General features: G+C 54.0%; 18 protein-coding genes and 1 tRNA gene. 8 read left to right on the top strand and 11 right to left on the bottom strand.

Features of this window, described 5'->3' with window-relative positions; all coding sequences use genetic code 11:
* Window position 1: 1 nt before the first annotated feature.
* Window positions 2–2,413, bottom strand: a complete 2,412-nt coding sequence (locus tag RCA23_RS07935) for an FAD-dependent oxidoreductase (RefSeq protein ID WP_044051402.1) — start codon at window positions 2,411–2,413, stop codon at window positions 2–4.
* Between the two features lie 233 nt (window positions 2,414–2,646).
* Here RCA23_RS07935 and RCA23_RS07930 point away from each other — a divergent pair, with 233 nt between their 5' ends.
* Window positions 2,647–5,037 (top strand): GcvT family protein, encoded by a 2,391-nt coding sequence (locus RCA23_RS07930; RefSeq protein ID WP_044049857.1) that lies wholly within the window; start codon window positions 2,647–2,649, stop codon window positions 5,035–5,037.
* A gap of 32 nt (window positions 5,038–5,069) precedes the next feature.
* A complete protein-coding gene (locus RCA23_RS07925) occupies window positions 5,070–5,651 on the top strand; it encodes a nucleotidyltransferase family protein (RefSeq protein WP_268870323.1) in 582 nt (193 codons plus the stop codon).
* 9 nt (window positions 5,652–5,660) lie between these two features.
* Here the strand turns inward: RCA23_RS07925 and RCA23_RS07920 are convergent, their stop codons facing one another.
* From RCA23_RS07920 to RCA23_RS07900, 5 genes are read right to left on the bottom strand one after another with little or no spacing between them, the layout of a single operon-like run.
* The gene (locus RCA23_RS07920) at window positions 5,661–6,566 is read right to left on the bottom strand and encodes an EamA family transporter (protein ID WP_044049855.1); all 906 of its coding nucleotides are present in this window, start codon (window positions 6,564–6,566) and stop codon (window positions 5,661–5,663) included.
* A gap of 20 nt (window positions 6,567–6,586) precedes the next feature.
* The gene (locus tag RCA23_RS07915) at window positions 6,587–7,015 is read right to left on the bottom strand and encodes a VTT domain-containing protein (protein ID WP_044049854.1); all 429 of its coding nucleotides are present in this window, start codon (window positions 7,013–7,015) and stop codon (window positions 6,587–6,589) included.
* A 9-nt stretch (window positions 7,016–7,024) separates the two neighbouring features.
* Window positions 7,025–7,822, bottom strand: a complete 798-nt coding sequence (locus RCA23_RS07910) for an ABC transporter substrate-binding protein (protein WP_044049853.1) — start codon at window positions 7,820–7,822, stop codon at window positions 7,025–7,027.
* A complete protein-coding gene (locus RCA23_RS07905) occupies window positions 7,819–8,535 on the bottom strand; it encodes an energy-coupling factor ABC transporter ATP-binding protein (protein WP_044049852.1) in 717 nt (238 codons plus the stop codon). The genes RCA23_RS07910 and RCA23_RS07905 overlap by 4 nt, the downstream gene beginning before the upstream one ends.
* Window positions 8,529–9,233: an ABC transporter permease gene (locus RCA23_RS07900; protein WP_044049851.1), complete on the bottom strand. Its 705-nt coding sequence runs from the start codon at window positions 9,231–9,233 to the stop codon at window positions 8,529–8,531. The genes RCA23_RS07905 and RCA23_RS07900 overlap by 7 nt, the downstream gene beginning before the upstream one ends.
* A gap of 291 nt (window positions 9,234–9,524) precedes the next feature.
* Between RCA23_RS07900 and RCA23_RS07895 the strand changes: the two genes are divergently transcribed.
* Window positions 9,525–11,189, top strand: a complete 1,665-nt coding sequence (locus RCA23_RS07895; RefSeq protein ID WP_044049850.1) for a GMC family oxidoreductase — start codon at window positions 9,525–9,527, stop codon at window positions 11,187–11,189.
* 89 nt (window positions 11,190–11,278) lie between these two features.
* Window positions 11,279–11,368, top strand: a tRNA-Ser gene (locus tag RCA23_RS07890).
* 265 nt (window positions 11,369–11,633) lie between these two features.
* On the opposite strand, the gene RCA23_RS07885 is transcribed toward RCA23_RS07890, so the two are convergent.
* From RCA23_RS07885 to RCA23_RS07865, 5 genes are all read right to left on the bottom strand, one after another.
* Window positions 11,634–11,864, bottom strand: a complete 231-nt coding sequence (locus RCA23_RS07885; RefSeq protein ID WP_044049849.1) for a hypothetical protein — start codon at window positions 11,862–11,864, stop codon at window positions 11,634–11,636.
* Window positions 11,865–11,954: 90 nt separating this feature from the next.
* Entirely contained in the window at window positions 11,955–13,385 is a 1,431-nt protein-coding gene (locus tag RCA23_RS07880) for a tyrosine-type recombinase/integrase (protein ID WP_236631330.1), read from the bottom strand.
* 212 nt (window positions 13,386–13,597) lie between these two features.
* Window positions 13,598–14,086 (bottom strand): 30S ribosomal protein S9, encoded by a 489-nt coding sequence (gene rpsI, locus RCA23_RS07875; RefSeq protein ID WP_044049848.1) that lies wholly within the window; start codon window positions 14,084–14,086, stop codon window positions 13,598–13,600.
* A gap of 3 nt (window positions 14,087–14,089) precedes the next feature.
* A complete protein-coding gene (rplM, locus tag RCA23_RS07870) occupies window positions 14,090–14,548 on the bottom strand; it encodes a 50S ribosomal protein L13 (RefSeq protein WP_044049847.1) in 459 nt (152 codons plus the stop codon).
* A gap of 144 nt (window positions 14,549–14,692) precedes the next feature.
* Window positions 14,693–15,115: a PaaI family thioesterase gene (locus RCA23_RS07865; RefSeq protein WP_044049846.1), complete on the bottom strand. Its 423-nt coding sequence runs from the start codon at window positions 15,113–15,115 to the stop codon at window positions 14,693–14,695.
* A gap of 54 nt (window positions 15,116–15,169) precedes the next feature.
* Here RCA23_RS07865 and RCA23_RS07860 point away from each other — a divergent pair, with 54 nt between their 5' ends.
* Genes RCA23_RS07860 through gluQRS form a run of 4 tightly spaced genes read left to right on the top strand, consistent with a single transcriptional unit; the run spans window position 15,170 to window position 18,864 of the window.
* Window positions 15,170–15,958, top strand: coding sequence for an enoyl-CoA hydratase (locus RCA23_RS07860; RefSeq protein ID WP_044049845.1), 789 nt, complete (start codon window positions 15,170–15,172; stop codon window positions 15,956–15,958).
* Between the two features lie 25 nt (window positions 15,959–15,983).
* Entirely contained in the window at window positions 15,984–17,336 is a 1,353-nt protein-coding gene (gene trmFO / locus RCA23_RS07855) for a methylenetetrahydrofolate--tRNA-(uracil(54)-C(5))-methyltransferase (FADH(2)-oxidizing) TrmFO (RefSeq protein WP_347721378.1), read from the top strand.
* Between the two features lie 38 nt (window positions 17,337–17,374).
* Window positions 17,375–17,998, top strand: coding sequence for a methyltransferase domain-containing protein (locus RCA23_RS07850; RefSeq protein ID WP_044049843.1), 624 nt, complete (start codon window positions 17,375–17,377; stop codon window positions 17,996–17,998).
* Window positions 17,995–18,864: a tRNA glutamyl-Q(34) synthetase GluQRS gene (gene gluQRS / locus RCA23_RS07845; protein WP_169701372.1), complete on the top strand. Its 870-nt coding sequence runs from the start codon at window positions 17,995–17,997 to the stop codon at window positions 18,862–18,864. Before RCA23_RS07850 ends, gluQRS begins: the two co-directional genes overlap by 4 nt.
* Window positions 18,865–18,870: the final 6 nt, after the last annotated feature.

The raw sequence follows: 18,870 nt of genomic DNA, 5'->3' as shown, positions 1-18,870 counted from the left end.
GCTAGGCCCGCAATTTTTCCCCCTTCGGATCAAAGGGGGCTTCGGGCAGAACAATCGCATGATGCGGTTTTCCCAAGATCATAACATCCAGCTCATCACCCGCTGTCACATTTTTCAGGTAACACAGCGCCAGGGACTTATTCACCCCATAGCCATAGGTGCCGGATGTCACCCGTCCAACACCCGCTCCAGCCTTGTCAAAAATGGGTTCACCGCCCGTGGCATCGGCATGATCTGGCGCCAGGATCTCAACGATGCAAAGCCGCTCGCGCGGGTCTTTATCTTTGATGGCAAGATAGGCCTCTTTATGCAGAAAATCCTTGTCTAGCTTGATCAAGCCCGCCAGACCAACCTCCTGCGGCCAATATTCCGGGCTATATTCCCGCGACCAAGAGCCGTAGCCTTTTTCCACGCGAAGGCTCATTAATGCACGGGCCCCGACAGGGCCTGCGTCAAAGTCTTTCGCGCAGTCCAGCAGGGCCTCATAGAGCCGCAACTGGTCTTCTGTGTTGCAATGCAGCTCCCAGCCCAAATCCCCGGTGAAAGAGACCCGCAGCGCGACGCAGTCCACGCCGGCCAGCTCAATACGCTTGGATCGCATGAAGGGGAAATCCTCGGTGGCCAGCGACGTATTCGTCAGACGCTGCAGCAATGCGCGAGATTTTGGCCCCGCGACATTAAAGCCGCAAAGCGCTTCGGTCAGGCTTTCAAAGCTCACACCTGCAGGCATCGGAACCATCTTCCAGAACCGCTGATGATAGCGTTCGGCCATGCCCGAGCCGATGATCATAAATTCATCTTCGGCCAAGCGCGTTACTGTGAAATCCCCAGCAATCCCCCCGCGCACACCGATCAAAGGCGTCAGGCAAGAGCGGCCCACCGCCTTGGGCATCTTATTGGCGAAGACGGCGTTGAGCCACGCCTCCGCCTGCCCGCCACAGACGCGATATTTGGCGAAATTCGAAATATCTATGATCCCAGCCGTATTGCGCAGCATGCGGCATTCGCGGCCCACGGGCTCGAACCAATTTTGCCGGGTGAAGCCATTTGTGTCCTTGGCGCCGGGGTGATCGGCAAACCACTGCACATGCTCCCAGCCGTAGTTCAGCCCAAACACGCCGCCAAGGGTCGTTTGCAAAGCATGGGCCGGGCGGGTGCGGACAGGCCGGCCAGCATCGCGCTCTTCATTGGGAAAATGGATCGCAAAACGCTTGGCATATTGATCGCCCACCCGCGCCTTGGTAAAGGCCTTATCGGCCCAGTCGCCAAAACGCGCGACATCCCAAGCGAACATATCATATTGGCTTTCGCCCTCCACCATCCATTGCGCCGACATCAAACCCATACCGCCCGATTGGCTAAAACCAGGGATGATCCCATTACAGCAGAAATAGTTTGTCAAATCGGGATGCGGGCCAAACAATACATTGCTGTCGGGTGACCAGATCATCGGCCCATTAATCACGCGTTTGATCCCAGCTGTGCCGACGGCAGGCACGCGATCAATGGCACGCATCATATTGTCTTCGATCCGGTCTAAGTCATCGGCAAAAAGTTCATGGGCGAAATCAAGCGGCGTGCCTTCTTCGGCCCAAAACCGCATATCCTTTTCATAGGCGCCAATCAAAAGCCCCTGCCCCTCTTGGCGCAGATAATATTCGCCATCACGATCCGCAACCGACGGCAGGCGCTGGCTCATCGCGGCCACCTCTGGAATGCTTTCGGTCACGAAATATTGATGCTCTGTTGGCTGAAGCGGCAAGGTAATGCCGGCCATCGCGGCCACCTCGCGCCCCCAGAGACCGGCGGCATTGACCACCCATTGCGTGTGAATATCGCCCTTCGGGGTGCGCACAATCCAGCTGCCATCGGCCTGGGCCTCTGTCCCCATCACCGGGGTGAAGCGATGAATTTCCGCACCCCGCGCCCGCGCGCCGGCCGCATAGGCATGGGTGACACCTGAGGGATCAACATTGCCGCCATCAGGTTCAAACATGATGCAGCGCACCCCGTCATAATTGACCAAAGGATGCAGCCGCTCCGCCTCCTCGCGGCTGACCTCGTGAAAGTTCATGCCGTAGAATTTGGCCTTAGCCGCCTGAAGACGCAGTTGATGTTCCCGGTTTTCTGTTTGGGCCAGATAGAGGCTTCCGGGCTGAAACACGCCGCAGCTTTGTCCGGTCTCGGCTTCCAGCTCAGTGTAAAGGTTCATCGTGTAGTGTTGGATACGGCTGATATTGGTGCTGTCATGCAGCCCGTGAATATTCGCCGCCGCATGCCATGTCGAACCGGACGTCAGCTCGTCGCGTTCCAACAGAACCACATCACTCCAGCCCAATTTGGTCAGATGATAAAGTATAGAACAACCAATGACACCGCCACCGATTACAACTGCTTGAGCATGGGTCCGCATTTTCGGCACTTTCTTTAAATTCTCTCGCATAGAGTATCGGCAATGCCTCGGGATGACCATTGCCCCAAGGCGACATCCTATGTCTGATTTGAACCATCTGATCACTTCTCGGACAATTCAAACTGAGCTCCATAGCCGCCTCCGAAAATTTTGGCCGTTTTATGTCGGGAACTGCTATTCTTTTACCCCTATCCCCGCCATAATCTGCCCAACACAGCAGCAGGAGACCTATCATGAAAACCACCACCCGAGTCGCAATTATCGGCGGAGGCGTCGTCGGATGTTCGGTTTTGTACCATCTGACCAAACTTGGCTGGTCTGATGTGATGCTGCTCGAACGCTCTGAGTTGACCTCGGGGTCCACATGGCATGCGGCCGGCGGATTTCATACGCTCAATGGTGACACCAATATGGCGGCGCTACAGGGCTATACCATCAAGCTTTACAGGGAACTCGAAGCAATCACTGGCATGTCTTGTGGTCTGCATCATGTGGGCGGCGTGACGCTGGCAGACAATCAAGACCGGTTTGATATGCTGGTCGCAGAGCGTGCCAAACACCGCTATATGGGACTAGAGACAGAGATCATCGGCCCTGACGAGATCGTAAAAATAGCCCCGGTGACCAATATTGAGGGGATCATCGGCGGGCTGTATGATCCGCTTGATGGGCATCTCGACCCATCGGGCACAACCCATGCCTATGCTAAGGCCGCTAGAATGGGCGGGGCGCATATTGAGACCCATTGCAAAGTCCTCTCCACCACGCAGCGCGCCGATGGCACTTGGGATCTGGTGACAGATAAAGGCACTGTGCACGCAGAGCATATTGTGAATGCCGCCGGCCTTTGGGCGCGTGAGGTGGGCGCCATGGCGGGCGTCTATTTCCCACTTTTACCGATGGAGCATCAATATCTTGTCACTGAAGAGGTTCCCCAGATTGCAGATATGATTGACGCAGGCGGCGAGCATCCCCATGTGATGGATCCCGCAGGAGAAAGCTATCTGCGCCAAGAAGGTCGCGGCCTTTGCATCGGATTTTACGAACAGCCCTGCCGTCCTTGGGCTGTAAACGGCACGCCTTGGGACTTTGGCCACGAGCTCTTGGCCAATGACTTTGACAAGATCGAAGACAGCATCGCCTTTGCCTATCGGCGGTTCCCAGCGCTTGAAAAGGCCGGGGTGAAATCCGTGATCCACGGCCCCTTCACCTTCGCCCCCGACGGCAACCCTCTGGTGGGGCCAGTGCCCGGGATGCGCAATTATTGGTCCGCCTGTGCTGTCATGGCGGGCTTCAGCCAAGGCGGCGGCGTTGGCCTGACGCTGGCGCAATGGATGGTGGAAGGCGAGCCGGAGCGCGATGTCTTCGCCATGGATTGCGCCCGCTTTGGCGCATGGATAACGCCGGGCTATACGGTGCCAAAGGTCGTTGAGAATTATCAACGGCGTTTCTCTGTCAGCTACCCCAATGAAGAGCTGCCCGCCGCCCGCGGCCTGCGCCGCACCCCGATGTATGACCATTTCAGCGCCATGGGCGCTGTCTGGGGCGCGCAATTTGGGCTCGAAGTGCCGAATTATTTTGCCCAAAATGGCGAGCCTGATTTTGAGACCCCTTCCTTCCGCAGGTCGAACGCTTGGGATGCGGTGAAACGCGAGGTCAAGGCCGTGCGCCGCAGCGTTGGCATCAATGAAGTGCATAATTTCTCAAAATTCTTGGTCAGTGGCGCCCATGCGCGCGCCTGGCTCGACCGGATCATGGCGGGGCGAATTCCGCAAGCCGGCCGCCTCTCGCTCACGCCCATGCTTTCGCCAAAGGGTAAGCTTATCGGTGATTTCACCGTTTCTTGTATCCGCGAAGGCCTGTTCCAACTGACCGCCAGCTACGGCAGTCAGGCCTATCACCAGCGCTGGTTCGAACAGAATATGGAGCCTGGCGTCACGCTGCAAAACATCTCCGATCAACGCACTGGCTTTCAAATTGCCGGGCCGAAGGCGGCAGAGGTGCTGCAGGCCTGCACCACGGCCAATGTGGCCGATATTAAGTTCCTTGATGTCAAAGAGCTGGTGGTCGGCGCCACAGCTTGTCTTGTGCAACAGGTGAGCTATACGGGCGATCATGGCTTTGAGCTCTATTGTGACCCCATGGCCCAAAGGGCGCTCTGGGACAGACTATGGGAAGCCGGGAAGCCGCATGGCATGACCCCTTTCGGCATGCGCGCGATGATGTCCCTGCGCTTGGATCGTTTCTTCGGCTCTTGGCTTTCGGAATTTTCACCCGATTACACCGCCGCTGAAACCGGTCTTGATCGGTTCATAGCCTTCCGCAAAAATGTGGATTTCATCGGACGTAGCGCTGCGGAAGCCGAACGTCTCACCCCGCCAGAGCGTCAATTGGTGATCTTCGAAGTGGACGCGCATGATGCGGACGCCGTGGCCTATGAGCCGGTGTTTATCAACGGAACGGTTCAGGGATTTTGCACCTCCGGCGGCTATTCGCATCATGCCGAAAAATCCATCGCCTTTGCCTTGGTGCCCCGCGCTGAGGTGACGGATGACTTGCAGGCTGAAATTGAAATTCTAGGCCAATTGCGTCCTGCCAAACGTCTGTTGGAGCCCTTGTTATAACTATTGATGCCACCAGTTTCGCGCCGCAGATCTTGATCTGTGCCGCTGGCGCCTCGCGGCGTATGGCGCCCGATGACAAGCTCATGTTGCCCCTGCAAGGCCGCCCACTTTTGCGCCATATGGCCAAGCGTGTGCTAGAGATCTCTGTGCCCACGCTTGTGGCTCTGCCGCCAGAGCCGCACCCAAGATGGCACGCCGTGAAAGACTTGCCTTTGCGCAAGATAAGCTACCCAGAGAGCGCCGAAGGACTGTCCGGCACCCTGCGCGCGGCCGTGGCAGATCTCCCCCCGACGGTCACACATCTCTGCGTGGTTCTGGCAGATTTACCGGAGCTTGCCCCGGTAGATTTTGCGCAGCTCTTTGAACACAGACGGCAGTATTCTGACTGCTTGATCTGGCGCTCACTAAGCCCAAACGGAAAACCAGCGCATCCAACATTGTTTCACCGGGACACGTTTCCCGCTTTTGCACAGATCTCCGGGGACGTTGGCGCACAGCCGGTGATCGCCAAGTTCAAATCAGCTTTACACGAATTTACCAGCTCTCGCCGAGCTGGATCTTATGATATTGATACGCCGCAGGACTATAAAACCTATCTGAAAAGCCAGGTATAGGCGCATCACCTAGGCCGACGGCGGTGCAATTTTGCGCAAAATACCCGACGCAAGAAATACCCCCACCGCCACGAGGATCACCCCAAAAACCTTTAAAGGTGTGACGGTTTCCCCCAAAAACCACACACCTCCCATAAGTGCCATCAAAGGGGTCAAGGCCCCAAAGGCAGAGGATTGCGCCGCGCCAAGCAGTTTCACCGCATAGCTAAATAAAACCATCGCCAATATTCCAATGATGAAACTTTGAATGATGATCATGATCCAAATATCCGGCCAAGGCACGCTGGAAAAACTGACGTTTCCGCTCAGAAATAGCACCGGTACCGCGGCCAAAGTGCCCCAAAACAGCCCGATCACCAAACCCTGCATCGGGCTCAGACCACTTTGGCGAAACACCACGGAATATATCGCCCAAAGGCCAGAGCCGCTCAGAAACATAAAATGCCCGCGCCAAGCGCCATCGCTGCCACCTTTGAGGATGGGCCAAAGACTGACGAGCAGCGCCCCCAGCAGGATCATCGCCAGGCCGGCCCGACGGCGCGGCCCCGGCACTTCGCCAGCCAAGGCATAGGCGGCCACAGCGGCCCAAAATGGCAACATCCCCGGCGCCAATGCCCCGCCGTCAGAGGCCGGCGCGAAGGCAAGGCCTTTGGAGACCACATAGGGAAAAACAGCACTGGCGCCGACCATCAGCATTGCCGCGCGGGGCCAAGCCATCTTTGGGGGCATGACGCCCAGCTTCCACATCCATGGTAGCATGACAATGGCGCCGGGCAACAGCCGCAACACCAAGAGCTCTTCTATCGTGAAGTCGCTTTGCACCGCAAATCGGGTGATGAGCATAAATCCCGCCCAAATCGTGACCGTAGCCATGGCCGCGATCAGGCCAAACGCCCGTGTTTCCAAAATTGCCATCACCACCTGCCCTTATCGTATCAAAGCCACGGCACGGTCATCGCCGCCAAGGCGATGTACCGACCACCCTTTGCCAGTGTTACCAAGGCCACAAACGGCCAAAAACTTTCCCGCAGCGTGCCTGCCACCACCGTAATCGGATCGCCGACGATCGGCAGCCAGCTCGCCAGTAAAGACCACCTACCGTAGCGCAGATACCACCTCTGCGCGCGTTGCATTTGCTCTTGAGAAGCTGGAAACCAGGACCGCCCTTCAAAGCGGCGAACTGCGCGTCCCAAACCCCAATTTATCACCGCCCCCAGTACATTGCCCAATGTGGCGATAATGAGCAGATAGGCAACAGGTTTCTGACCGGCAACCAAAAATCCGACCAAGACTGCCTCCGATTGCATCGGCAAAATAGTTGCGGCCATTAATGCCGAAATGAACAATACCGCGTAAGAGGTCATCACAGGGCCCTAAGGACGGGCATTGAATACAAACAGCGCTTCACCGCCGATTTCATAACCGTTGATGATCCTTTCGGCGCGCGGTGAGACCAACCAATTTTCCAAGGCCTGAGCCGCTTGCGCTTTGACATGCGCATGGCGTTCTGGGTTAACCGGCAGGTAAGAATATTGATTGAACAAGGCAGGATCACCGGCAAAGAGCAGGCTAAGATCGCCTTTGTTGCCAAAGTTCAACCAACTGGCCCGATCTGCCAAAATATAGGCATTCATGGCCGAGGCGCTGTTCAGACTGGCCCCCATCCCCGCACCGACCTCCCTATACCATGCGGCAAAATCTGCTGGCTCGTGATCTGCCGCAGCCCAGAGCGCCATCTCTTTTCGATGCGTGCCGCTGTCATCTCCGCGGCTGACAAAGGTCGCTTGAGCCGATGCAATGCTCTGCAGGGCCTCGATTGCCGATGTGGCCGCGCGCACCTGCGCGGGATCGCCCGATGGGCCAATCACAACAAAGTCGTTATACATGATTTCACGCCTGTGGCTGCCGTAACCCGCAGCCACAAAGGCCAGCTCGGCAGATTTGGAATGTACGAGAATAGCATCCACATCGCCGGACTGCCCAAGCCAGATGGCCTGCCCGGTCCCCACCACCAAAAGCTGCACGTCCAGACCAGTATCCTGTGCAATGGCCGGCAAAAGCACGTCCGATAGGCCGGAATTGTTGAAACTTGTCGTGGCGGCAAGCCGCAAAGTCTCGGCAGAAGCCGCCGTTCCCGCAATGGTGAGAGCGATCAATATGGCGCGGATCATTCTATGATATCCCCATTCAAAAAGGCGATAGCGCCGGGTGATTTGGGCGCAGCGAAAAAGCGATCAGCCGGCCCCCGCTCTTCCACCAGCCCCTTATTAAGAAACAGAACCCGATCCGCAAGGCGGCGGGCTTGGCCAAGGTCGTGGGTGCTCATGATGATCCGCGCGCCGGCCGCGCTTGCGTCGCATAAGATATCTTCAATCTCACGGGTCGAGCGCCCATCCAGATTGGAGCAGGGTTCATCGAGGAACACTGTATCTGGCCCGCGGATCAAGGCGCGTGCAAGGGCAAGTTTTTGTTGCTCGCCGCCGGACAAGCGCGGCGCCGGAACATCGAGCTCTGCGCTGAGCCCAATCCGCGCTGCCCAATGCGCCACACGCGCGGAAATTTCCGCTTTCGGCAAGCCCAACAATTGCAAGGGATAGGCCAAATTCGCTCGAACCGAGCGCCGCAGCATAATTGGGCGTTGAAAGACATAGGCTTGACCTTGCCGCACCGTTTTGGCCGGTACAGTCCAGCTGACAGAGCCGCTGGTGAGCCGATCAACCCCATGCAAGACCTTGAGCAACGTGGTCTTTCCCGCGCCATTCGGTCCCAGGACAATCGTGAAACCGCCGCCGAGCAGATCAAGATCAAGCGGCCCCAGAACAGCCTTGCCGCGGCGCTTCACCACCACGCCATTCAATTGAGCGTAAAGGTCTTGGCTCACCATCGGCCCTCCCGTTCTGTGCGCGACAGAGTATGAATGGCCAGATTGACACATAGGCTCAAAGCGATGAGCACGAAGCCCAGCCCGAGGGCCAGTGCGAAATCCCCCTTGCCCGTTTCCAAAGCAATGGCCGTGGTTAGGACCCGTGTGACGTGATCGATATTGCCGCCCACAATCATAATGGCGCCCACTTCCCCAATGGCCCGGCCAAACCCGGCCAAGGCGGCGGTCATCAAGGCGCGCCGCCCATCCCAAATGAGCGTTGCAATTCTTTGGCCATGCGTGGTGTTTAGGGAAATTAACAGATCATGATAGTCCGACCAAAGCTCGCGCATGGCTTGGTGAGTAATGGAGGCAATCAGAGGCGTGATGATAATCACCTGTGCGATGATCATGGCGGCGGGTGTAAACAGCAGTCCCAACACACCAAATGGGCCCGTGCGCGACAAGAGCAAATAGACAATTAACCCCACCACGACAGGCGGCAGGCCCATCAATGCATTCATAGTGGCAATAACCAAACGGCGGTGGCGGAACCGGCGAATGGCCAACCAAGTCCCCAAAGGCAAAGCCAACGCGGAGGCGATCACCAATGCGCTCAAACTCACTTGCAAAGATCTTAGCGTGATATCGATAAGGTCCGCGTCGAGGGACCATATCAGCAGAAATGCCTCCACCATTCCGGCCCATATTTCACTCATGTCAAAGCCGTCCCGGTCATTACGCCACACTCATAGATCGGGCCAAGACACGGTGTCGAACGCGCGGGTTTGGCATATGATCCCGGCTCGACTTAAAACCAGCTTGGCAACGACCGCAATGGGGCGCGCGGCAAATTGGCTGCAAAATGAGATTTCAAGCCGCAATAACCTTCCCCGACCTAGGCCGCCCACCGTCTTTGCACGATCAATTGCATTTTTCGGCTGCGTGCTTGAAGGTGCACCGCATGGGCGGCGCGCAGGCGCCGCTGCCAGCCAACGGGGATAAGATCCATGTCAGAGACATCCGCCACTTTCGATTACGTCATCATTGGTGGCGGCACCGCCGGCTGCTTGCTGGCCAACCGCCTAAGCGCGGAGCCAAACCATCGGGTCTTATTGCTCGAAGCGGGCAAAACCGACAGTTACCCATGGATTCACATCCCTGTCGGTTATCTGTATTGCATTGGCAATCCGCGCACAGATTGGATGTATCACACAGAGCCCGATGCGGGCCTTAACAATCGTGTGCAACGCTATCCGCGCGGCAGGGTCTTGGGCGGCTGCTCCTCGATCAACGGCATGATCTATATGCGCGGCCAAGCGCGGGATTATGACGCTTGGGCGAAAATCACCGGCGATGACAGCTGGTCTTGGCAAAACGCGCTTGCGGATTTCAAAGCCCATGAAAATCATTACCGCCTTGATCAAGGCGCCGATCCGATCACTGGGAACAACAGCCGGTTTTCAGATATGCACGGATCGGGCGGTGAGTGGCGCGTAGAAAAACAACGGCTGAGCTGGGATGTGCTGGACAGTTTTGCCGATGCCGCCGAACAGGCCGGAATTGAGAAAATCGACGATTTCAACGGGGGTGATAATGCCGGTGTCGGTTATTTTGATGTCAATCAACGCTCCGGTTGGCGTTGGAGCAGCTCCAAGGCCTTTCTGCGCCCGGCGCGGGGACGGTCAAATTTGACGATCTGGACCGGATCGCAAGCTCAAAAACTTTCCTGGAGCACTGCGGACAATGGCCAGCCGCGGTGCACGGGCCTCAGCCTGTCTCGTGCGGGGCAAACTGTCCAGGTCACAGCCAACCGCGAGGTGATCTTATCTGCCGGCGCAATCAATTCACCGCAAATCCTACAGCTCTCCGGTATCGGCCCGGCAGATTTGCTGCGATCCCACGGCATTGAGGTGATCCGCGACGCGCCGGTCGGGGAAAACTTCCAGGACCATCTGCAAATCCGCGCAGTGTTCAAGGTCAATGGGACACAGACACTCAACACGCTTGCCAATAGCCTGTTCGGGCGGTTGAAAATCGGTGCCGAATATTTGCTCAACCGCTCGGGTCCAATGAGCATGTCGCCCAGTCAATTGGGCGCCTTCACCCGCTCTGATCCCGCCCGCCCCCATGCCAATCTCGAATACCATGTGCAACCTTTGAGCCTGGAGGCCTTTGGCGAAGATCTCCATGACTTTCCCGCGATTACCGTCAGCGTCTGCAATCTCAACCCAACCAGCCGAGGCCAGGTGCAAATCAGCTCGGCCAATTTTCAAGATCCGCCCAAGATTATGCCCAATTACCTCAGCACCGCCGAAGATCGGCAAGTTGCGGCCGATAGCCTGCGCCAAGCGCGGAAAATTATGGCACAACCTGCGATGCAGGTCTACGCGCCAGAAGAATTGAAGCCGGGGGTGCAGCACCAAAGCGATGAAGAATTGGCGCGGCTCGCGGGTGATATTGCCAATACGATTTTCCACCCGGTCGGCACGGTTAAAATGGGCCAGATGGACGATCCCTCAGCGGTTCTAGATCCACATCTGCGTGTTAAAGGCGTGCAAGGGCTGCGTGTGGTCGATGCCAGCGTCATGCCAACCATCACCAGCGGCAACACCAACGCCCCCACCCTGATGATCGCCGAAAAGGCCGCCGCCTGGATAAAAGAGGGCCTGTGAGCCGCGTCGAAAATTTACCGCCGCAACCCAGTGGACAAACTCTAAATTCTTGATTACTTGGCATCTCGACAGTCTAAACTGCAGGGTTTGGAGAGGTGCCGGAGTGGTCGAACGGGACGGATTCGAAATCCGTTGTACCTGCAAGGGTACCCAGGGTTCGAATCCCTGTCTCTCTGCCACATATACTAATTAAGTAGCTGATTTAATTTCTATTTAATAATATTATAAATCTTTACCCACCATCCTACCCACCATAAAGCTTTAGATAGAAAACTGAATTTGGATAATCATAGTTCCTTTAGGAGATTTAGTAGAATTTATCATCTATCTATGTTTTCCTGCACCAGAAGAATCCTTCGTTATGAAACAAAAAATATAGCCCCAATTTTCATTATTCTGTGAAAAATCATATCCTGTGGGTTTATAAATTTTTGATCAAAAACTCTATTTTATAATCCCGTATATTTGAGCTGCGTCTTTATTCACTGTCCAACCATCGCGGTCGCTGCACTTGCTAAGTGTTTTCGTGTACAGACGATCACCGGCATTTTGTCCTAACATCCTAACGTAATAATTCTGCAAATCGGGAGCAGACTTTACACAATTTATTCCACCAATTCTTTTATAATACGGTGCATGAAACATAAGTTCTGCATTACCTACCATCTTCTTCATACTGCCCCCCAAAAAAGCTACGGCGCAAGATGAAGCGCATTCTGCATTGGGCAATTTTCTTACTCTGTAGAACCCTTTTCACAAAAGTATTTAGCCACCCTTTGTATGCAAAGATACAATCTCGTTAAACGCACTTTCACTTAACTTGCCGTTCTTAAATGCTTCAAATGCTGTATCCAACAAACTACCCTCTACAACTTTAATATCATCTTTCTTCACACGCTTTGGCATTTGCGTAATTTGAGATTTACGTTGTGCAGATAGTAAATGCGAATAATGTTTTTCAATTTGCACAACACGTGTACCCATATTCAAACTTAAATCGTATATACTTACACCTCTATTCAAACGGAAAGATGCATAAACGTGACGTAGGCTGTACAAACTTCTACGCTTACCATCTGCGTCATTTAGCAAACCATCTTCCCTATCATTGTAAGGAATTTTCTTTAATATTGTTTTGAATGTTTTGTTTAAGTCAGTAAATTGCTTTTGCTCATCAGTGCTTCCACTAAAAAAAACAAAGTTCTTTTGCTTCTTGAAAGGAGAAATTTGTCTCCATCTTTGTAAGGAAGTATTTGCAGAAGGTTGTGTTTGTACGTTACGTACTTTCTTTGTTTTAGTATTCTGACTTACACGTATTTCTGCAATTAATTCATCATTACCATTATCAATATCAAACTTACAATCTTGCCAAGTAAGTTCCCTTACCTCCCCTACCCTTAAGCCACTATTCGCAATAAACAGTATAAGGTAATACATTTGCTGACGTTGAAGCATATGCATTTTATGCACGTTAGTACCCTTAAAGATACCAACGTTGTCTCTGTAACTACGCAAGTAGCGTGTAAGTACGTTGTACTCTTCTTCAGTAAAACTTGCACGTTGACTGTCTTTATTACCTACACTTGGTGCTTTTAATTTGAATACTTGCTGTATTCTTCCGTTTTCAAACGCATCATAAATTATTTGATTTAATGCACTTTGTTCCATCTTAAGTGTCTTATTGGCAGGCACTTTTGACGTATTAAGAGTTGCAGTATTTTTTGTATTTCTACGTTTAGGGTTATACTTTTTAAGTGCTTTGCCTTTTTCAGTATCCCAATAATTTATTCGCCATTGCCAATAACCGTTAGCAACTGAACCATTAATTTCATTTAGAAGTAAACTTTTATTGTTACGTGTGAAATACTCACTAAAATATCTTTTGAAGTAATTGTACTGCCAACGCTGTCTACTTTCAGTCCAAACACCCTCTTTAATTTTACGTTCAAACCACTCATTCCAATGTTGTTCAAACGTATACTCGTCTATTGTATGTCCTAAACGAATTGCAGAGTGTAAACGCAAGTACTCTTCTTTTGCATATTCATACGCATCTTCAAACTCAGTTAGTTTAGTACTGCGTACAAGTGCCCTACCCTTCATTCCCTTAATTTTAACACGCATATACCATTTTGGTTTATTATGTGTTTTAGCAATTGGATTACTTACCTCTAAATCACGCTGATAAAGTATCAACCCTCCATTAAAATATTCTCTTTTGTCATGTAATATGCCATTGATGTTACGTCTTTGAGTTGTGCTAACTGTTACGCTTATGTTACATCCACAATCTTCTGCGTCAATGATTTCAATTGGATGTTACGCTTGTGTTACGCATAATATCCATAAAAAAAGGGCTCGCAAAACTGCAAGCCCTTGTAATTGTTTTATTATCTGTAAGTCAGACTTTAACGTTTCGAGAACTGGAAGCTCCGACGGGCTTTGCGCTTACCGAATTTTTTGCGTTCCACGACCCGGCTGTCGCGCGTCAGGAAGCCGGCGGCTTTCAGGGCGCCGCGCAGGCTGGGTTCATAGAGTTGCAAGGCTTTCGAGATGCCGTGTTTCACAGCGCCCGCTTGGCCTGTCAAACCGCCGCCTTTGACTGTGGCAACCACGTCAAATTCGCCTTCAACACCGGCCACCTGCATCGGTTGACGCAAGATCAGCTGCAGAACAGGGCGCGCAAAGTAAGCGTCTTGATCTTTGCCGTTCACAGTCACTTTGCCGGAACCTGGTTTGATCCAGACACGGGCAACCGCGTCTTTACGTTTGCCAGTGGCGTAGCTGCGGCCCAAGTCATCGCGAACAGGTTCCCGAGGCGCTGCGATTTCAACCACAGCAGAGGTGCCTTCGGCGACCGCTGCCAGGTCTTCGAGAGATGTAATTTGATCTGACATCGCTTATACCCGTGTGTTTTTCTTGTTCATGACTTTTACATCCAATACGTCTGGGGCTTGCGCCTCATGTGGATGCTCGGCGCCTGCATAGACACGCAGATTGGTCATAATCTGACGCGACAGACGGTTACCTGGCAACATGCGCTTCACAGCTTGTGTCAAAACGCGCTCAGGATACTTGCCCTCCAGGATCGTGCCCGTGGTGCGGGATTTGATCCCACCTGGGTACCCGGTGTGCCAGTAGTTTTCTTTGTTGCGCTTGTTACCCGTCAGCTGAACTTTTTCAGCATTGATCACAATCACATTGTCGCCCATGTCCATGTGCGGTGTGAAGGTGGCTTTGTGTTTGCCACGCAGGCGCATTGCGATAATCGAAGCCAAACGGCCCAAAACAACGCCTTCGGCGTCGATCAGAATCCATTTTTTGTCGATATCTGCAGGTGTTGCAGAGAAGGTTTTCATTTTTTATACCCATCGAGGTTGGTGATGAGCGGGTTATAGAGATTGCCGAGATGCAGTCAACATCGAAATGCCATAAAAAACCGTTTAAAATCATTATCCTAAAAATAAGGTATTATTTTACCCCAACGCCCAGCCTGCCCCCCCTCACCCATCACGCGGAATGGCATAGGTCAAATTGGCGCGGGCCACCGGCTGGGTTTGGTCCGCTGAATAGATCATACTCTGACATACAGCCAAGGACCGGCCAAGTTTGACCACCTCATTTTTGCACAGTAAATCCGCGCCTGCGCTGGGTTTGCGCATGAAATCAATCCCGCAATTTGTGGTCACCGCTAAGGCTTTTGGGCCGATCAGCGCAAGAATATGCAAATAGGCCGCCACATCAGCCAAAGCGAACATTGACGGCCCCGAGACGGTGCCACCCGGACGCAGATGCTTGTCCTGCACATGAAGTGCCACGTCCAGCCGCTCCGTGCTCAGGTCTGTAATTTCGAATTCATCCGCCACTTGCGGAAATTCGCGCAGCAAAAAAGCCTTCAGTTCCGCAGCGTTCATTTTAAGTGCCATTGTCGCGCTCCTCAGCTTTTGGTTATGGTGACGAGGAAGTTAATGGAGAGCAAGATGGCAATTTTGACACGCCGCGACGAAAACGCCGTCGCCTACCTTACAATGAATGCACCTGAGCGGCTCAATGCGCTCTCGGACGAGATGCTTGCCGCGCTTCAAAACACATTGAACGCATTGAAATCAGATAAAACGATCCGGGCGGTGGTGCTGGCTGGAACTGGAAAAGCCTTCTGCGCGGGTCATGATCTCAAGCAAATGACTGCGGCACGGCAAAATGCCGATGGCGGCGCTGCGGCCTTTAAGGATCTCTTTGATCGCTGTGCAACCTTCATGCAAACTGTGCAAGAAATCCCCCAACCTGTGATTGCCCAGGTTCATGGGATCGCGACCGCCGCAGGTTGTCAGCTGGTGGCCAGTTGTGATCTGGCCGTTGCAGCGGAAGGCACGAGGTTCGGAGTGAATGGCGTCAATATCGGCCTGTTTTGCTCAACGCCCATGGTGGCGCTCTCGCGCAACATTGCCCGCAAACGCGCATTCGAAATGTTGGTCACTGGCGAATTTATGACGGCCGATGAGGCCAAACACGCCGGCCTGATCAATCGCGTGGTGCCGGAAATTGAGCTTGCCCCCAGCGCCCGCGCCTTGGCAGAGCTCATCGCATCCAAACTCGGCTCTGCGGTCAAGACCGGCAAAACCGCCTTCTACCAGCAAATTCAGATGCCACTAGACCAAGCCTATGCCTACACCGGCAACGTCATGGTGGAGAATATGCTGAACCGGGACACTGAGGAAGGGATTGCCGCCTTTATTGAGAAACGCGATCCCAATTGGTCGCAAGACTGAGCTCTTCCCTTCTGCCGCGCATGCCATTACATCGCCTGCCATGACACAAAGATTAAACATCATCGGCGGCGGCATGGCCGGTTGCGAAGCGGCATGGCAAGCAGCACAGCTTGGCGTGCCGGTGACGATTTACGAAATGCGCCCAAAGGTGGAGACCTTTGCCCATCAAACCGGTGATTTGGGTGAGATGGTATGCTCCAACTCCTTCCGTTCGGATGATGACGAGCAAAACGCCGTGGGTTTGGTGCATTGGGAGATGCGGGCCGCGGGCAGCCTCATTTTGGCCACGGCTGATAAGCATCGCATACCCGCAGGCGGTGCTTTGGCGGTGGATCGCGAACCCTATGCCAAAAGCATCACGGCGGCGATCCATGCGCATCCTTTAATTAACGTCACCTATGACGAAATCACCCATCTGCCCGATGAGGGGCAGTGGATTGTAGCCACGGGACCGTTGACCTCTGGCGCATTGGCCGAGGCGATACAGGCGGAGACGGGGTCAGAGGCCCTGGCCTTTTTCGATGCAATTGCACCGATCATCTATGCCGACAGCATCGACATGAGCCGCGCTTGGATGCAGTCGCGCTATGACAAGGGCGAAACCGAAGAAGAGCGCACAGCCTATCTCAACTGCCCGATGAGCAAAGCGCAATATGAGGCCTTCATCGATGCGCTGCTCAAGGCCGAGAAAACCGAGTTCAAACCAGGTGAAACAGCCGGGTATTTTGACGGCTGCCTTCCGATTGAGGTCATGGCCGAACGTGGCCGCGAAACCCTGCGCTTTGGCCCGATGAAGCCGGTTGGGCTGTGCAACGCCCATGATCCAGAGAATAAGCCCTACGCGGTGGTGCAACTGCGCCGGGACAACGCTTTGGGCACGCTGTTTAATATTGTCGGGTTTCAAACCAAGATGAAATATGGCGCGCAAACCCGCGTATTGCGTATGATCCCAGGCCTGGAAGAGGCGGAATTTGCAAGATTGGGCGGGATTCACCGCAATTCCTTCATCAACTCCCCCACCCTGCTCACGCCGCAAATGCAGCTAAAAAGCAAGCCCAATATCCGTTTTGCTGGGCAAATTACGGGCGTTGAGGGCTATGTCGAAAGCGCGGCCATGGGCATGGTGGCGGGCCGTATGGCGGCCGCGGAACTCTCAGGTCACACTCTGCCGCCGCCGGGACCCGATACCGGTTGTGGCGCATTGATCACCCACATCACGGGCGGCGCTGTGGCTAAGACCTTCCAACCGATGAATGTAAACTTCGGGCTTTTTCCACCAATTGATACGGTCAAGGGCGGACGCAAGCGGCGCAAGGAGCGCTACAAAGCCTATACGGACCGTGCCAAAGAGACGTTTTCAGCCTGGCTGGAGCGATAATCTCTTGCCAAAACAGCACCAAACTCTAGGCTATCGCCATGACGCAGGATCGCAATTTACCCACTAAATTCCCTCTCTGGGTGCCACGCCCGGTAGAAGAAACTTTGGAAATCTATGCCGATTGGGCCTCTCATTATGATGAAGATTTGGCCGAAGCCGGCTATGACACCCCGCGCCGCATTGCCGCGGCTTTAAAACCCTATGTGCAGCTGAATGACCGTATTTTGGATTTCGGCTGCGGCACCGGTCTGTCTGGCCTCGCGCTGCAAAATGCCGGATTTACAAATATTGATGGATTGGACATCTCAGCGCCCATGCTTGAAAAAGCCAGGGCGCGAGCGCTCTACACCAACCTTTGGCAAGGGCGCCCTGGTGAGATCACCGGTGTGACGGAAGGGCAATATTCGGTGATCATCGCTGCGGGCGTTGTTTCCCTCGGCGCCGCGCCGCCCGAAACTTTGAGCCTGATCATTGATCACCTAAAGCCCGGCGGGGTCATCGGCCTGTCCTTTAATGACCCCACTGTCGCCCATGGCAGCTATGATGCTGTTTTGACGACTGAGATTAACCAAGGTCGCGTCGAGCTGATGTATCGAGAAAATGGCTTGCACCTGCGAGAGCCCCCAATGGGCTCGGATGTTCTGATCTTGAGGCGCCTGTGATCCGCACACGCTTTGCCCCCTCTCCCACGGGCCCGCTGCATCTTGGACATGCCTATTCCGCCATCACGGCTCATGATTTCGCCCGCCGCCAGGGCGGCATGTTTTTGCTTAGGATTGAAGATCTTGATCAAAGCCGCGCGCGGCCTGAATGGGAGGCGCAGATCTTTGATGACTTGGCCTGGCTCGGCCTGACCTGGGACGGGCCTGTATTGCGCCAAGCCACACGCAGCGCGGCCTATGAGGCGGCTCTCACAGCACTTTTAGGGCGCGGGCTGATCTATGGATGTAAATGCAGCCGCCGCGATATTGCACAGGCTGCGTCAGCACCCCAAGAAGGTACACCGCCCAATTGGGGACCCGATGGGCTGGTCTATCCTGGGACCTGTCGTCCACATATAGCCGGCCATCTCCTTGCTGGGCAGGCGCGGCGGCTGGATATGGCGGCTGCGCTGGCGGGCTGCTCTAAGATCGCGTTTCAAGAGCTTTCAGATGACCTCATAACACCAATTGATCACATTAATAATGTCGATCATTTTATTGATAATATTGGAGATGCTGTATTGGCCCGCAGTGATGGTGCCGCAGCATATCATCTTGCGGTCGTGGTGGATGATGCGGCGCAAGACATCACCCATGTGGTGCGGGGTGCCGATCTGCTGAGCGCCACACCCATTCATGCCTTATTGCAACACCTCCTGGGCTACGCAAAGCCGATCTACCATCACCACGCCCTCATTCGAGATTCCAACGGTAAGCGCCTCGCCAAGCGAGATGACGCCAAAGCCATTGCAAAATTCCGAAGCGAAGGGGCGAGTCCTGACGATATCCGCGCGATGGTCGGGCTGCCGACACGCTCCAATTCATGATCTTAT

Source organism: Planktomarina temperata RCA23 (genome assembly GCF_000738435.1).
Classification (GTDB): Bacteria; Pseudomonadota; Alphaproteobacteria; order Rhodobacterales; family Rhodobacteraceae; genus Planktomarina; species Planktomarina temperata.
This window is presented reverse-complemented; position numbering and strand designations above follow the sequence as displayed.

Coding starts and splice junctions, on each gene's coding strand:
- RCA23_RS07935 (WP_044051402.1), bottom strand. CDS start 2,413: ATGCGGACCCATGCTCAAGCAGTTGTAATCGGTGGCGGTGTCATTGGT.
- RCA23_RS07930 (WP_044049857.1), top strand. CDS start 2,647: ATGAAAACCACCACCCGAGTCGCAATTATCGGCGGAGGCGTCGTCGGA.
- RCA23_RS07920 (WP_044049855.1), bottom strand. CDS start 6,566: ATGGCAATTTTGGAAACACGGGCGTTTGGCCTGATCGCGGCCATGGCT.
- RCA23_RS07915 (WP_044049854.1), bottom strand. CDS start 7,015: ATGACCTCTTACGCGGTATTGTTCATTTCGGCATTAATGGCCGCAACT.
- RCA23_RS07910 (WP_044049853.1), bottom strand. CDS start 7,822: ATGATCCGCGCCATATTGATCGCTCTCACCATTGCGGGAACGGCGGCT.
- RCA23_RS07905 (WP_044049852.1), bottom strand. CDS start 8,535: ATGGTGAGCCAAGACCTTTACGCTCAATTGAATGGCGTGGTGGTGAAG.
- RCA23_RS07900 (WP_044049851.1), bottom strand. CDS start 9,233: ATGAGTGAAATATGGGCCGGAATGGTGGAGGCATTTCTGCTGATATGG.
- RCA23_RS07895 (WP_044049850.1), top strand. CDS start 9,525: ATGTCAGAGACATCCGCCACTTTCGATTACGTCATCATTGGTGGCGGC.
- RCA23_RS07885 (WP_044049849.1), bottom strand. CDS start 11,864: ATGAAGAAGATGGTAGGTAATGCAGAACTTATGTTTCATGCACCGTAT.
- rpsI (WP_044049848.1), bottom strand. CDS start 14,086: ATGTCAGATCAAATTACATCTCTCGAAGACCTGGCAGCGGTCGCCGAA.
- rplM (WP_044049847.1), bottom strand. CDS start 14,548: ATGAAAACCTTCTCTGCAACACCTGCAGATATCGACAAAAAATGGATT.
- RCA23_RS07865 (WP_044049846.1), bottom strand. CDS start 15,115: ATGGCACTTAAAATGAACGCTGCGGAACTGAAGGCTTTTTTGCTGCGC.
- RCA23_RS07860 (WP_044049845.1), top strand. CDS start 15,170: ATGGCAATTTTGACACGCCGCGACGAAAACGCCGTCGCCTACCTTACA.
- RCA23_RS07850 (WP_044049843.1), top strand. CDS start 17,375: ATGACGCAGGATCGCAATTTACCCACTAAATTCCCTCTCTGGGTGCCA.